Origin of the sequence: Corallococcus sp. AB030, assembly GCF_003668965.1 — a bacterium.
Classification (GTDB): Bacteria; Myxococcota; Myxococcia; order Myxococcales; family Myxococcaceae; genus Corallococcus; species Corallococcus exiguus.
In genome coordinates, this window is the sequence record NZ_RAWQ01000142.1 from 1 (window position 1) to 13636 (window position 13636).

Annotated in this window: 11 protein-coding genes and 1 pseudogene; 3 read left to right on the plus strand and 9 right to left on the minus strand. The window is 69.7% G+C overall.

Annotation, left to right across the window (positions count from 1 at the left end):
* Positions 1-107 precede the first annotated feature (107 nt).
* From D7Y15_RS28720 to D7Y15_RS28745, 6 genes and pseudogenes are all read right to left on the minus strand, one after another.
* A pseudogene (locus tag D7Y15_RS28720) lies at positions 108-527 on the minus strand (response regulator); the annotation flags it as partial.
* Entirely contained in the window at positions 524-2674 is a 2151-nt protein-coding gene (locus D7Y15_RS28725; protein WP_121754555.1) for a response regulator, read from the minus strand. The gene D7Y15_RS28725 and the pseudogene D7Y15_RS28720, both read right to left, overlap by 4 nt.
* Positions 2675-2677: 3 nt before the next feature.
* A complete protein-coding gene (locus D7Y15_RS28730) occupies positions 2678-4321 on the minus strand; it encodes a methyl-accepting chemotaxis protein (protein ID WP_120577181.1) in 1644 nt (547 codons plus the stop codon).
* The gene (locus tag D7Y15_RS28735) at positions 4318-4932 is read right to left on the minus strand and encodes a chemotaxis protein CheW (RefSeq protein WP_121754556.1); all 615 of its coding nucleotides are present in this window, start codon (positions 4930-4932) and stop codon (positions 4318-4320) included. The genes D7Y15_RS28730 and D7Y15_RS28735 overlap by 4 nt, the downstream gene beginning before the upstream one ends.
* 12 nt (positions 4933-4944) lie before the next feature.
* Positions 4945-6708 carry a protein-glutamate O-methyltransferase CheR gene (locus tag D7Y15_RS28740; protein WP_121754557.1) on the minus strand — a complete coding sequence of 588 codons (1764 nt, stop codon included), beginning with the start codon at positions 6706-6708 and terminating at the stop codon, positions 4945-4947.
* Entirely contained in the window at positions 6705-7190 is a 486-nt protein-coding gene (locus tag D7Y15_RS28745; RefSeq protein WP_121754558.1) for a chemotaxis protein CheW, read from the minus strand. The genes D7Y15_RS28740 and D7Y15_RS28745 overlap by 4 nt, the downstream gene beginning before the upstream one ends.
* 213 nt (positions 7191-7403) lie before the next feature.
* Here D7Y15_RS28745 and D7Y15_RS28750 point away from each other — a divergent pair, with 213 nt between their 5' ends.
* From D7Y15_RS28750 to D7Y15_RS28760, 3 genes are all read left to right on the plus strand, one after another.
* Positions 7404-8987 carry an NAD(P)/FAD-dependent oxidoreductase gene (locus D7Y15_RS28750; RefSeq protein WP_121754564.1) on the plus strand — a complete coding sequence of 528 codons (1584 nt, stop codon included), beginning with the start codon at positions 7404-7406 and terminating at the stop codon, positions 8985-8987.
* A 73-nt stretch (positions 8988-9060) separates the two neighbouring features.
* Positions 9061-10509, plus strand: a complete 1449-nt coding sequence (dgt, locus tag D7Y15_RS28755; protein ID WP_120577185.1) for a dGTP triphosphohydrolase — start codon at positions 9061-9063, stop codon at positions 10507-10509.
* 85 nt (positions 10510-10594) lie between these two features.
* Positions 10595-11383 carry a hypothetical protein gene (locus D7Y15_RS28760; RefSeq protein WP_147452074.1) on the plus strand — a complete coding sequence of 263 codons (789 nt, stop codon included), beginning with the start codon at positions 10595-10597 and terminating at the stop codon, positions 11381-11383.
* Between the two features lie 6 nt (positions 11384-11389).
* On the opposite strand, the gene D7Y15_RS28765 is transcribed toward D7Y15_RS28760, so the two are convergent.
* The 3 genes from D7Y15_RS28765 to D7Y15_RS28775 form a co-directional block, all read right to left on the minus strand.
* On the minus strand, positions 11390-11749 hold the full coding sequence (locus D7Y15_RS28765) for a VOC family protein (RefSeq protein ID WP_120577187.1): 360 nt from the start codon (positions 11747-11749) through the stop codon (positions 11390-11392).
* A gap of 166 nt (positions 11750-11915) precedes the next feature.
* On the minus strand, positions 11916-12536 hold the full coding sequence (locus D7Y15_RS28770; protein ID WP_120577188.1) for a DUF3226 domain-containing protein: 621 nt from the start codon (positions 12534-12536) through the stop codon (positions 11916-11918).
* Positions 12533-13579: an ATP/GTP-binding protein gene (locus tag D7Y15_RS28775; protein ID WP_121754559.1), complete on the minus strand. Its 1047-nt coding sequence runs from the start codon at positions 13577-13579 to the stop codon at positions 12533-12535. Before D7Y15_RS28775 ends, D7Y15_RS28770 begins: the two co-directional genes overlap by 4 nt.
* Between the last annotated feature and the right edge of the window lie 57 nt (positions 13580-13636).

Here is a 13636-nt window from a genome sequence, read left to right on the forward strand (position 1 = left end):
CGACTCGCCCACGACGCGCATGCTGGAGCAGAGCATCCTGGAGGGCGCCGGCTACGATGTCACCGCGTGCGCGGACGGCGCGGAGGCGTGGGAGCGGCTCCAGGCGGGCGGCGCACCACCTTCACCTGGGCCATGGCCTTGAGCGTGTCGCGCAGGCGGCGGCTGTCCGCCTCGAAGTCCGGCGACTCCGGGCCCACCGGCTTCTGGAGCACCGCCAACGCCCCGGCCCTCAGCGCGGCCATGGACGTCTGGATGTCGCGCTCCACCAGCGTGGACACCACCACCACCGGCGTGGGCACCTCCGTCATGATGCGGCGGGTGGCGTCCAGGCCGTCCATGCGCGGCATCTGGATGTCCATCGTCACCAGGTTCGGCTGCAGGCGCTGGCACAGCTCCACCGCCTCCAGGCCGTCCTTGGCCTCACCCACCACGGTAAGCGCCGGGTCGGTGCGCAGGATTTCCACCAGCAGCCGCCGGGCGGTGGGCGAGTCCTCGGCCACCAGGATGCGCAACGGTTCGGTCTTCATAGCAGTCGCCTCAGGGTCTCCAGCAGACTCGTGGGGTCAAACGCGCTCTTCACGATGTACGCGCTCGCGCCGGCTTGCAGGCCGCGCGCCTTGTCCTCGGGCTTCTCTCGCGACGTGACGAGCACCACCGGCACCCGTCCGAAGCGCGGAGAGGTGCGCACGGCCTCCGTCACCTGGAAGCCATCCATGCGCGGCATCTCCACGTCCAGCACCAGCGCGTCCGCGCCGCCCGCCTGGAGCCGCTCCCACGCCTCCGCGCCGTCCGCGCACGCGGTGACATCGTAGCCGGCGCCCTCCAGGATGCTCTGCTCCAGCATGCGCGTCGTGGGCGAGTCGTCCGCCAGCACCACGCGCCGGCGCACCGCCTGCTCCTTGGGCGTGGGGAAGAACTGGGCGGAGGGGCGTCCCCCCGCGGCCCGCACCAGTGACGCGGGGTTGAGCAGCAGCGCCATGCGCCCATCCGGCAGCACCGCGGCGGCGGCCACGTGCCGGGCCCGCTTCACGCGGCTGCCCAGCGAGCGCACCAGCACCTCCTGCTCCGCGATGACCTCGTCCACCACCAGCGCCGCCTGCGCGGTGCCCGCGGACAGCACCACCGCGGGGGGCCGCGACTTCGGCGGCCCCGGGGGCAACTCCAGCACGCCCGCGAGCGACGCCAGCGGCACCAGCGCCTCCGGCGTCACCCAGGACATGCGGCCCTCCACCTCGCGCACGTCGGAGGGCGCCAGGCGCAACAGCCGGTCCACGCCCTCGCTGGCGAGCGCCAGCGCCTGCCCGCCCACGGACACCAGCAGCACGCGCAGGGTGCTCAGGGTGAGGGGCACGTCCAGCGTGAAGCGGGTGCCCTGGCCCGCCTTGAAGGCCACCTCCACGCTGCCGCGCAGGGCCTCCACCTGGGCGCGCACCACGTCCAGGCCCACGCCCCGGCCGGACACCGCCGTCACCTTCGCCGCGGTGGACAGGCCCGGCAGGAACACGAGCCGCGCCGCGTCCTCGTCGTCCTCGGGCGCTTCCATGCCCCGGGCCCGCGCGCGCTCGCGCAGCGCCTCCAGGTCCAGGCCGCGCCCGTCGTCCTCCACCGCCACCTCCACCCGGCTGCCGCGAAGCCGCGCGGACAGCACCACGCGGCCCTCCTCCGGCTTGCCGTGGCGCACGCGCTCCTCCGGCGCCTCCAGGCCGTGCGCCACCGCGTTGCGCACCAGGTGCAGCAGCGGTTCGCGCAGGGACTGGAGCAGCGAGCGGTCCAGGTCCAGCCCGCCGCCGTGCACCTCCATGCGCACGCGCCGGCCCAGGCTGTGCGCCACGTCGCGCGCGGCGCGCTCCAGGCCGGTGCAGCCCTCCTCGAAGGGGAGCATGCGCGCGCGGCGCACCTCATCATCCAGGCCGGTGGAGGACTGGAACAGCGCGCGGCGGTCCTGCGCCAGCACGCGCGCCACCCGCGCCAGCTCCAGCTCCACGCGGCGCAGCGTCGCCTCGGACTGCGTGCCGCGCACCCGCTCGCGCAGCCCCATCACGTCGTCGCGCAGCGCCTCCAGGGATTCGGCGTGGCCCTCCAGGCGCAGCATCGCCACGCGCAACTCACCACTGCGGCCCAGCAGCGCGTCCAGCTTCTGCCCGGACACGCGCACCGGCAGCATCTCCCCGCTGGCCTGCGAGGGGAAGGAGAGCTCCGGCTCGGCCTCCGCGGGCTTCTCGTGGGGAGCAGGGGCGGGCGGCGCCGACTTCGGCGCGGGCACTGGAGGCTGGGTGGGCGAGCCGTGCGCGGCCTGCTCCAACTGGGGCAGCAGCGCCTCCAGCGGTGAGCCGGACAGGTCCTGGCGCGCGGCCAGGCGGCGGCCCGCGTCGTCCAGCGCGTCCACGGTGGCGAAGCACAGCTCGAAGAGGTCCGGCGACGGCGCGCGCCCGTGGATGAGCGGCTCCAGCACCTCCTCCATGCGGTGGCAGGCGTTCTCCACCATGCTGGCGCTGGCCGCGCGAGACGCGCCCTTCACGCTGTGCAGCGTCCGCAGGATGCCCGGGACGAGCTCCTTCGCGCGCGCCGGGGCCTGCTCCAGCGCGAGCAGGTCCCGGTTGAGGGACACGACGTGCCCCTCCAGCTCCTCCAGGAACGAGTCCAGCAGTGCCTGCGCCAGCCTGTCGCGATCCATGGGTTAGCGCCCGAACTCCCCGAGCAGCCCCTTCAACTTCTGGCCCATGGCGTTGATGTCCTGCATCGCGCGCTCCGTCTGCCGCGACGAGATGAGCCCCTGCTGCGTGGCCTGGTTCACGTCGTGCATCGCCTGGCGGATCTGCCCGATGCCGGTGGCCTGCTGGTTGGCGGACGCGGCGATCTGCGCGGCCGTGAGCGACGCCTGCGTGAGCAGGTCCGCCAGCTGCTGGATGGTGGCGCCCGCTTCGGTGACGACGCGCGTGGCGGCGGACACGCTCTTGGTGCCCTCCTCCGTGGTCATCACCGCGCCGTGGGTGGCCTTCTGGATTTGTCCCAGGATCTGCCGCACCTGCGCGGTGGCCTTCTTGGACTGGTCCGCCAGGGCCTTCACCTCGGAGGCGACGACGGCGAAGCCGCGGCCGTGCTCGCCCGCGCGGCTCGCTTCAATGGACGCGTTGAGCGCGAGCATGTGCGTCTGCTCGGAGATGTCGTTGACGGTGGTGATGATGTCGCCAATGGCCTGGGCCTGCTCGGCCAGGGCGAGGATGCGCGACGCGATGGACTCCACCTGGTCACGCACGGCGCCCATGGAGGACACCGCCTCCTCCACGGCGCGGCGGCCGGAGCGGCCCACCTCCTCGGAGTGACGGGCGGACTCGCTCACCGCGCGGGCGCGGCCGGCGGCCTCTTCCGACGTCTTGGTGATCTCCTCGATGGTGCTCACCGTCTCCGTGACGGCGGTGCCCTGCTCCTGGGCGCCGGCCACCTGCTCGGTGGTGCTGGCGAGGATTTCGGAGGACGCGCCGGCCAGCTGGTTGACGAACTCCGCCACGGTCTTGAGCGTGTGCTCGCGCTGCTCGGACTGCTTCGCCAGCTGGATTTCCGCCTGCTGGCGGCGCTCCGCCATGGCGTTGAAGGCGCCGGCCAGGTCGGCCATCTCGTCCTTGCCGCGCACGTCGATGCGGTGGGTGAGGTCGCCCTTGCCCAGCTGCTCCGCGCCGAAGGTGAGCTTGCGCAGGGGGTCGGTGATGCCGCGGGTGATGACGAAGCTGCCCACGCCCACGATGGCCAGGCCCAGGAGGGTGCCCAGCGCCAGCACCCAGACGCTGCGCTGCGCGGCCTGGGTGGCGGCGTCGGAGTACTGCCTCCAGCGGTCCTCCTCCGTCTCGCGCATCTCCGCGATGAGCTCCCGGATGACCTCCATCTCCCGCTGGCCGCGGTTGGTCTTCACCACGGTCTGGGCCGCCTCGAAGCCCTGCTCGCGGCGCAGGCGGATGGTGTCGGCCACCTCGTCCAGCTTGCTCGCGACCAGCGGCTCCAGCTTCGTGAAGCGCGAGCGCTGGTCGGGGTACTTCGCCATCGCGGGGCGCAGGGCGTCCATGTCCGCGCGCAGCTCGGTGAGGGCGTTCTGGTACGGGCGCAGGTAGCTCTCGTCGCCGGTGAGGAGGAAGCCGCGCTGGCCGGTCTCCGCGTCCACGATGAGGGCGCGCGCCTCGCGCAGCATCTTGTAGTTGTTGTGGGCCTCCAGCAGGCCCTCCGTGGTGGTGGTGAGCTGCTGGGCGCCCTGGAAGGCCACTCCGGCGATGATCAGCAGGACCAGCAGGGACAGCCCGAAGCCCAGCGCGATGCGATTCCCGATGCTCATGCGACTCCTTCTTCGGAAAGCTCGAACACGAGACGCTCGTCGGCGAGGAGGGCCTCTCCCTCCAGGACGAGCGTGCCGTCGGGGCTGACGCCGGACACCAGCGCGCCCGCTTCCTCTTCCAGGGAGGAGGGCGCGGGCAACAGCTCCGTGACCGTCAGCACCGCCACCTCCATCACCTCATCCGTGCGCAGGCCCAGCTCCGCGCGGGCCGTGCCCACCACCAGCACGGGGCCGGTGCCCTGCTCCGAGGGCCGGCCGAACAGCGGCGCCAGCTCCACCACGGGCAGCACCTCTCCGCGCAGGAGCGTCAGGCCGCGCAGCAGCGGCGGCGAGCCCGGCAGCAGGGTGAGCTCCGGCGCGCGCATGACCTCCAGGATGAAGCGCGACTCCAGGGCATACAGCTGGCCCGCGGCCCGGAAGCGGACCATCTCCCGCTGGCTGCCGGGCAGCACGGGGATTTCCGCCGGGCGGGCCAGGGCGAGGGCGCGCGCGTCGAGCGCGGCGAGGGCCGCCTCGTCGGTGAAGGTGTCGCGCGCCTCGGTGGCGCGCTCCAGCGCTTCCAGACGGGCCCGGGCCTTGTCCCAGTCGATGTTTCCCTCGCGCTTCGGCATCCGCTCGCCTCTCTAGCCTTCCGTCCGCTCCAGGCGCCGCCACTCCGCGCGGGCCACGTCCGCCAGCGCTCCGGCCCGCTCACCTTCCGCCAGCGGCACCAGCGCCTCTGGCGGCAGCTTCCGGCACAGCCCTTCCGCCTCGCGGTAGGCCCGGGCCGCGGCGGCGGTCTGGTCCTGCCGGCGCAGCACGTGGCCCATGAGCAGGTGGCCCACCGCGAGCCCCGGCTCCAGGTAGAGCGCCTGCCGGGCGGCTCTCTCCGCGTCGGACAGCCGCGCCTGTCCCAGGAGCAGCAGGGCCTCCAGATACCGCAGACCGGCGACCAGTGGGTGACGAACCGAGGCCTCCTCGCAGGCGAACAGCGCCGCGCGCGGATCCAGGTTGGCCAGTGCACGAACCGCGGCCAGGGCGCCCTCCGGGTCGGCCGATTGGGCCCCCGCCCGCCGGGCCGCCTCGCGCCAGTCGCCGCGGGCCAGCGCCGCCCGCACGGCCTCCAGGGCCTCCACGCTGAGCGTGAAGCGGGTGCGCGTGCCAGACGTGGACGCATCACCGGTGCGAGCCGTCGGAGCCCCCGAAGCGGGAGCGCCGCCGGAGAGGGCTCCCGCCGACGAGGGCGCACCACCGCCGGCAGGCCCGAGGCCCGAAATGGGAGCGCCGCCATGGGAGCCGCCCCCCGAGGCTGACGTGCCGGTCCCTGACGCCCACGGCGGGGAGACACCCGCGGTCACTCCATCCGCTCCGGCGGTGAACGTCCCCGGCGCGACTCCCGAGGAACCTCCCGCCGGAGACGGCCGGGCTCCCGGAGACGCGGAGGCGCCAGGGGCCACCGCGGGGAGCGAACCCGCTCCGGGACGACCGCTGGAGACAGCACCCGGCGTGCCCACGGTGAAGGGCGTGCCATCCGCGCGCAGGGGCGCCAGGGGCTGGAGCGGGACGAAGTGCCCGGCGTTCGAGCCGGCCAGGGGCTTGCGGTACAGCACGCCCCACTCCGTGAGGACGGGCTCGAACGGCGCGTAGTCCCCGAGCGGCGGATCCGACGGACCCGTGAACAGGTACCCGCCGTCGTCCAGGGACGCATGGAGCCTGCGCGCCACGCCCTCGATGGTGGCGCGGTTGAAGTAGATGAGGACGTTGCGGCAGAAGATGACGTCCAGCTGCCAGAGGCCGCTCTCCGCCGAGGGCCACGTCTCCAGCGCCAGGTTGAGGTAGCCCAGCTGCACGTGGCGCTTCACGTCCTGCGACAGCTGGTAGAAGCGGCCCTCCTGCTTGAGGTGGGGACGCATGCGGTCCGCGGAAGGGCCGCGCAGGGACCAATCCGTGTAGCGGGCCTGCTGGGCGCGGCGGAGCGCCGTGCGCGACACGTCCGTCGCGCGCACCGTCATGTGGTCTTCCCAGCCCTCGGCCATCAGCAGCGCGGTGATGGAGTAGGGCTCCTCGCCGGAGGAGCACGCCGCGCTCCACGCGCGCAGCAGGTGGCCGGGCCCCTGGCGCTCGTGTAATTCCGGCAGCACCACGCGGCGCAGGTGGTCGAAGTGCTCGTGGGTGCGGAAGAAGTACGTCTCCCCGATGGTGAGCTCGGTGAGCAGGTCGTCCAGGAGCGCGTTGTCGAACGACACCTCGCGCAGGTAGACCTCCACGTCGTCCTGGTTGGCGCGGGCCATGGCGCGCTGGATGCCTTCCAGCGCGGCGGCCAGGCAGCTGGGCGCGGCGAGCCCGGCGCGCTGCTCCACCAGGGCGAGCACCTCCTTGAATCCCGGGGGCAGGACGCCGCCAATCAAGCAGGCTCCGGAAGGGCTCCGAGCGCGCTGTCGAGTTGCAGGGCCTCCGCCTCGGAGAGGAAGGAGCGCAGGTCGTGCACGAGCACCAGCCCGTCCGTCAGCTTCGCGGCGCCGGCCACGTACCCCACGCCCGGCAGCTCCCGGGGAGACGGGTCCCACTCCCCGGGGGTGACGGCGTGCAGCCCTTCGGCCCGGTCCACGCGCATCGCCACCAGCCGTCCACCGGTGGAGGCGACGATGAAGTGGTCCATGGGGGACAGGGCGCGAGCGGGGTGGCGGAAGCGGCGGCGCAGGTCCAGCACGGGCAGCAGCTCACCGCGCAGGTTGAGCAGGCCCTCCACCACGTCGGGGGCCTGGGGCAGGGGCGTGAGGCGCGCGGCGCGCACCAACTCGCGCACGTCCTCCACGGGCAGGCCGTAGCGCTGCCGCTCCAGGGTGAACAGCAGGACTTCCTGTGGGCCGGCCTCCGAGGGGGGATTCATGGATGCGCGTCGCAGGCTACAGGAGGCAGGTCACCCTGGGGATTCAGGATGTGGGCCCGTCTTCCAGAGAACGCTCCGAGGGGATGGCGTGGGGCCTCTGCCTGAAGCCAACGCCCGGCGGGACGCCAGGAGTCCCGGACGGAAACGCTTTTTCGTCCGGGCCGTCCTCAAGGGATGTCGCCAGGTGGCATGGGGCCGGGCATCGTGAGGCACATGGTTCAGCACGTCATCGTCGTGGGCGCGGGCCCGGGAGGCCTGACGGCCGCCATCAACCTCGCGGGGCAGGGCTTCCGGGTCACCGTGGTGGAGAAGGACGCGGTGCCCGGCGGCAGGATGAAAGGCCTCACGCTCGGGCAGGACGGCGAGTACGCGGTGGACACGGGCCCGTCCATCCTCCAGCTGCCGGGCATCCTGAAGCAGATCTTCTGGCGCGCGGGGAAGCAGCTGGAGGACTACGTCACGTTGGTGCCGGTGGACCCGAACACGCGCGTGCACTTCTGGGACGGCACGCACCTGGACACGCGGAGGGACCTGGAGCGGATGGGCCAGGACCTGGAGAAGTTCGGAGCAGGGAAGGGGCGCGCGCTCCAGGAGTGGATGGAGGACGGGAGGAGGAAGTACGCGCTCGCGTACGAGAAGTTCATCTGCACGAACGCGGGCAGCCTGGACTACTACGCGCCTTGGAGGCTCGCGCCCACGCTGCGTTTCAAGCCGTGGCAGACGCTCTACCGGCAGCTGGATTCGTTCTTCCACGACGACCGGATGACATACGCGCTGGCGTATCCGTCGAAGTACCTGGGGCTGCACCCGACGACGTGCTCCTCGGTGTTCAGCGTGATTCCGTTCATCGAGCTGTGCTTCGGCGTGTGGCACGTGCAGGGCGGTTTCCGGGAGCTGTCGCGAGGGATGATGAGGTGCGCCCAGGACCTGGGCGTGACGTTCCGGATGGGCACGGCGGTGGAGCAGGTGCGCACGGAGGCCGGGCGCGCGGTGGGAGTGAAGCTCGCGAGCGGCGAGGTGTTGGACGCGGACGCGGTGGTGGTGAACGCGGACCTGGCGTACGCGGCGCAGAAGCTGTTGGCGCCGGAGCTGCGGGAGGGCTCGAGGCTGTCGGACGGGGCGTTGGAGCGGGCGAAGTATTCGTGCAGCACGTTCATGGCGTACTACGGGTTGGACACGACGTACGCGGACCTGCCGCACCACCTCATCTACCTGTCGGAGAGCGCGAGGCGCACGGACAAGGACGCGCTGGAGGACCGCACGGTGGACGTGGACGACCCGCCCTTCTACGTGTGCAACCCGGGAGTGACGGACGGCACGGGAGCACCGAAGGGGCACTCGACGCTGTACGTGCTGGTGCCCACGCCCAACACGGCGCGCCCGGTGGACTGGGCGAAGACGGAAGCGACGTTGCGCGAGCGCATCCCGAAGATGCTGGAGAAGGTGGGCATCAAGGGATTGCGAGAGCACGTGAAGGCTGAGCGCTACTTCACGGCGGAGACGTGGAGGGACGACTTCAACGTGTTCCGGGGAGCGGTGTTCAACCTGTCGCACACCTGGATGCAATTGGGCCCGCTGCGGCCGCGAGTGAAGAACGCGCAGGTGGAGGGGCTGTACTTCGTGGGCGGAGGGACGCACCCGGGAAGCGGGCTCCTGACCATCATGGAGAGCGCGAACATCGCGGCGGACTATCTCACGCGCGAAGCCGGCAAGGGGCCGCTGAAGGGCTGGCCTTACGTGCCGCCCATGGAGGACGCCGGAGAACAGGCGCCGCTCCGCATGGCGCGGAGCGGCTGAAGACACGCGCCGGGTCCTCTCATGTCAGACCTCCCCGCTAGGTTCGGCGGCGTCGTCGAAATGGGGGGACACCATGGCGTTGGATTGGAAGCGCTTGCTGTGTGACACGCGGATCCGCGAGGCCGAGGGCGGACGGGCCTCTGCTTCGCTGGAGGACGATGGCCGGTCCGAGTTCGATCGGGACTATGACCGGACCGTCTTCTCCACTCCGGTCCGGCGCCTCAAGGACAAGACCCAGGTGTTTCCGCTGGAGCCGAACGACGCGGTCCGGACGCGCCTGACGCATTCCCTGGAGGTCTCGACGCTGGCCCGGGGACTCGCGCGTGGCGCGGCCCGCTGGATGCTGCGCGAGGGCCACCTCGATTCCAGCCAGCAGGTGCTCGACATCGAGGCCATCGCGGCGACGTGCGGCCTCATTCACGACCTGGGAAATCCTCCGTTCGGCCATGCGGGCGAAGAGGCCATTGGGAGTTGGTTCCGGACGCACTTCGGATCGGAGGGGCAGGGGCTCCTTCATGAGGCAGAGACCGCGACCGTGCGTGCCGGCCAGCTCCGGAGTGATTTCTTGCGGTTCGAGGGAAACGCCCAGACGCTGCGCATCGTGTCGCGCCTTCAACTGCTCGCGGATTCCTACGGGCTGAACCTGACGGTGGGCACGCTGTCGGCCGCGATGAAATACACGGCGGCCTCGGATGAGACGTCCGACACCGGTCCCGCCGACAGGAAGAAGCCCGGCTATTTCGCCTCGGAGCAGCGCCTTGTGGACAGGGTCCGGTCGCTCACCGGAACCGGGACCGCGCGCAACCCCATCGCGTACCTCGTCGAGGCCTGTGACGACATGGTCTACGCGACCGTGGACATCGAGGACGGGGTCAAGAAGGGCCTCGTAGGCTGGCCGGAGGTCGAAGCCTTCCTGGAGAAGCACGACGACTCGGGCATGGCGAAGACCGTCCTCAAGAGCGTCCATGACTACATCGAGAAAGCGGACACGCCGCTGGAAGGGCGGGCTCGGGACGAGGCTCTCGCGCAGCACTTCCGGACGATGGTCATTGGTCACGCCAAGCGGGAAATCCTCGCGGCCTTCCAGCGGAACTACGCGCGGCTCATGCAGGGAGAGTCGCTGGAGCAGGGAGACCTCATCGGTGCCAGTGGGGCGTCGCGGCTCATCGAGGTGTGCAAGCGCTTCGGGCGCGAGCGCGTCTACAACGCCCCGGAGACGCTCCGGCTGGAGACCCTGGGCCGCCGGGTCATCCATGGGTTGATGGACATCTTCTGGGAGGGGGCTCAGGGGTGTCCGGTCCCCGTGGACACCGCGGGCAAGGACTGGAAGAAGTTCAACAAGAGCCCTGAAGGCAAGGTCTACAACCTGTTGTCGAGGAACTACCGGACCGCGTTCGAGTCCGCCTGCGAGAACTCGAGCCTTCCTCCGCTGTACCATCGCATCCAGTTGGTGACCGACTACGTCTGTGGAATGACAGACACCTTTGCTTGCAGCCTCCATGCGCAGCTCACCCACGGATAGCGCCATCCTCCATGACCCGCGGCGGGTCCTGCGCAAGCGTCTGAGCGATTTCGTCACCCGTGTGCCGCATCCCTGGCACGGTGCGATGCGGTCGCTCCTGGACGTCTTCCGGGAGCATGACTGGCACGTCTTCGTCTTCGGCGGCACGCTGCGGGACCTGCTGGCCGTGTCGGCGACGGCGGCGCCCCGGGACGTGGACCTGGTCGTGGCGGGCGCGACGGGGCCCGCGCTGCGAGCCGCGTTCTCCCGGGAGTTGGTCCGGGTCAACCGGTTCGGAGGTTTGCATCTCCAGGTTCAGAAACTCCCCGTGGACATCTGGACCCTGGAATCCACCTGGGCCTTCCAGCAGAAGCTGGTGCATGGCGGGGACTTCGCGCACCTGCCCCGGACGACGTTCCTCAACGTGGAAGCCGTGGCCGCGGAGTTGGACACCCGGAAGGGTCGTGCGCGGCGGGTCTATGGAGAACCCTTCTTCCGCGCGGTCCGTGAGCAGGTGCTCGACATCAACCTGGAGGAGAACCCCTACGCGGGCCTCTGTGTGGTCCGGTCCCTCCTCACGGCGCGGAAGCTCCACTACGCGCTGGGACCCCGGCTCGCGCGTTACGTTGCCCACCATGGCTCCCGCATCGATGCGGCGGAGCTGGAGGCCATCCAGCTCTCCCATTACGGGCGCATCCGTCTCGACCGGGACCAGTTGATGCGCCTGATCCGCATCGTGAGTGGGAAGGGGATGGCCACGCGGCCGAGGCCCGTCGAGCTTCCTCGGGTGCGTCAGCTCGAATGGAAGCTGCCGCGTCCCCAGCAGCTCGACTGGCACTCCCGGGAGTGGAGGTCCACGTCCCGGGAAGAGCTCACGCTTCAGAGCACCGGCTGACCCTTTTCAGGGGCGGCAGCTCACCTCCACGAGGATGCCGCCCGGAGCGCGGCAGTAGACGAGGGTGCCCCGGTTGTTGCGGATGACGTCGGACACCTCCAGGCCGTCTGCCTTCACGCGCTCACGGAAGGCGAGCACGGGGGCTTCGGAGTCCTGGAGGAAGCCGACGTGGAAGTCCTCGGGGAAGACGTCGGAGTCGCGCTTGCGGCGCTGGAGGATGAGCACGAAGCCATCCGTCCCGCCGAGCATGGCGATGGCGGGCGAGTCATGGTTCTTCGCGTGCGACGTGAAGCCGCAGTAGCGCATGAAGAAGCGGGCGGTGGCCTGGACGTCGGGGACCTGCAGATCAAGGTGATTCAGCTTCATGGTGGACCTCGCGAAGGCACACGAATGCCTTCGAAGGGCCGTGGGTCCTGAATCCCGAAGGAGACGGACAAGCGCTTCCACCATGGAAGTGACCGGGGCTCACCGAACCGGTCCGCCGTTTTTCGACCGCTGGGGAGGCTAACGGTGTCCGCGCACCGGGCGCAAGTCAGAGGGCTTGGAGGAAGGCGCGGAGCGGGGTGAAGGCCGCGTGGTTCAGGTCGAAGACCTTGGAGTTGTCCAGCGCTTGGTGCAGACGAAGAGGCTCGGGCTGCATGGCGAGGTACGCATCGAGCCAGCCCTTCATGCCGCGCGCCTGCGTGGTGTGAGGCTGTCCTGCGCAAGCGACGAGGGTGTCCACGCAGGAGGCCAGCGCCGGATTCCGCACGGCTTGTTTGCAGAGCCCGTCGATGCTGCCGGTCTGCTGTCCGTCCGGTGAGACGAAGATGCCCACCTTGGGGGCGGCGCCTGGAACGAAGGCGCCGTGCACGAAAGGCGTGGTGACGTTGAGTGCTGCGCGGATCCGTTCAATGAGGGCATGGGTTTCTGCCAAGTCATCTTCCATGTCGAGCAGGACGCCGACACTGCGCGCATGATCGAAGCTGGGATCCAGGAGCGCGAGCTTCGCCAGAGTCGGAAGAGCTGCGCGTCCACTGGCCTTCCAGCAGACGAGTCCACTCCAAACGGTAGGGCCTGCGACAGCCTTACAGAGCTTCTGCTCGTCTCCGCCTTCCACAAGCAGCAAGCCGAAAGGCCTTGTGGGAAATGGACCATTGCCAGGAAGGCTCATCCGCGGATCTCCACTCCCATCCGCTCGGCGGCTTCAACAAGGTCGCGGTCATAGACGACGGCCTTGGTTTCATGCTCCTGCTTGTCGAGCCGAATGACGCGTAGTCCGACGTCATTCTGTGCCTTGAAGACGCGTGAAGCGGCTTGGACGCACTCCTCGGAGTGCGTTGTCGCGAAGACCTGAGCGAATTTCGCTTGGGTCGCTCTGGAGATCCAGGCCCACAAGGGCTCCATCACGCTGTGATGGAGGCCATTTTCGATCTCATCAATGTGGATCGAAGCGCCGTCTGTGGCTGCGAACGAAACCGCGAACTCGAAGTAGCGCTTCATTCCTTCCCCCATCATGAGGAGCGGAACCAGCCCTTCGCGTCGTAAGCGAACGTAGACACTCACACGGTTGCCCGTTGGCGCGAGCAGTTCGACTCCTGAGATCTGATCGTTCACATAGCGGAGAAGCTCTGTTACCGCTTCATCACGCCCTTGCTGCTTGAGCTTTGAAAAAGCTCGGATGTCCTCGCTACCAATGACTGGGCTCGGGGAGATCCAACGGCTTGGAATGTTTGTTTGCGCCGTTGGGAGCTTCTCACCCGTGGCTGTTTGGTCGATGACGGAGGTCGTCTCATGGCGCCCGCCCGTGACGGTGGCTTTCAAGGTCCACGCAGGAATGACGACAGAGGCTCTGACGCCGTCAATCGTCATGGGCTCGTCTACAGGCTCCTTTGTGACTGCAAGCGTCGAAGGTCGATCCGCGAATGAAGTGCTGTGGATGCGAAAGCCAGCGAGAGCATCCATCCGGTGGAAGATGGGCAGCCAGAACTCATCGAAGTCAGCCAGGTCTGCATTGTTGGTGCTGGCGACACGCATGCGCTGCCGAGCAGTCAGGATGCCAATTGCATTTCGAGGGTCGCGTGCCAACAGCAGCGCCTCCATCAGCGCCGTCTTCCCGCTGTCGTTCCTCCCGATGATGAGGTTCACACGTCCCAGTCCTTCGACGTGGAGCCGCTCGATGCCTCGGAAGTTCTCGACCGTGATGGAGGTCAGCATGGCGGCCTTCTACCAGACCCGGGGAGGGCCAGCCCACGGCGGTCATCCCCCCGACCG

Excerpts from the sequence above, each read along its gene's own strand:
- D7Y15_RS28725 (WP_121754555.1), bottom strand. The coding sequence starts at position 2,674 with ATGGATCGCGACAGGCTGGCGCAGGCACTGCTGGACTCGTTCCTGGAG.
- D7Y15_RS28730 (WP_120577181.1), bottom strand. The coding sequence starts at position 4,321 with ATGAGCATCGGGAATCGCATCGCGCTGGGCTTCGGGCTGTCCCTGCTG.
- D7Y15_RS28735 (WP_121754556.1), bottom strand. The coding sequence starts at position 4,932 with ATGCCGAAGCGCGAGGGAAACATCGACTGGGACAAGGCCCGGGCCCGT.
- D7Y15_RS28745 (WP_121754558.1), bottom strand. The coding sequence starts at position 7,190 with ATGAATCCCCCCTCGGAGGCCGGCCCACAGGAAGTCCTGCTGTTCACC.
- D7Y15_RS28750 (WP_121754564.1), top strand. The coding sequence starts at position 7,404 with ATGGTTCAGCACGTCATCGTCGTGGGCGCGGGCCCGGGAGGCCTGACG.
- dgt (WP_120577185.1), top strand. The coding sequence starts at position 9,061 with ATGGCGTTGGATTGGAAGCGCTTGCTGTGTGACACGCGGATCCGCGAG.
- D7Y15_RS28760 (WP_147452074.1), top strand. The coding sequence starts at position 10,595 with ATGCGGTCGCTCCTGGACGTCTTCCGGGAGCATGACTGGCACGTCTTC.
- D7Y15_RS28765 (WP_120577187.1), bottom strand. The coding sequence starts at position 11,749 with ATGAAGCTGAATCACCTTGATCTGCAGGTCCCCGACGTCCAGGCCACC.
- D7Y15_RS28770 (WP_120577188.1), bottom strand. The coding sequence starts at position 12,536 with ATGAGCCTTCCTGGCAATGGTCCATTTCCCACAAGGCCTTTCGGCTTG.
- D7Y15_RS28775 (WP_121754559.1), bottom strand. The coding sequence starts at position 13,579 with ATGCTGACCTCCATCACGGTCGAGAACTTCCGAGGCATCGAGCGGCTC.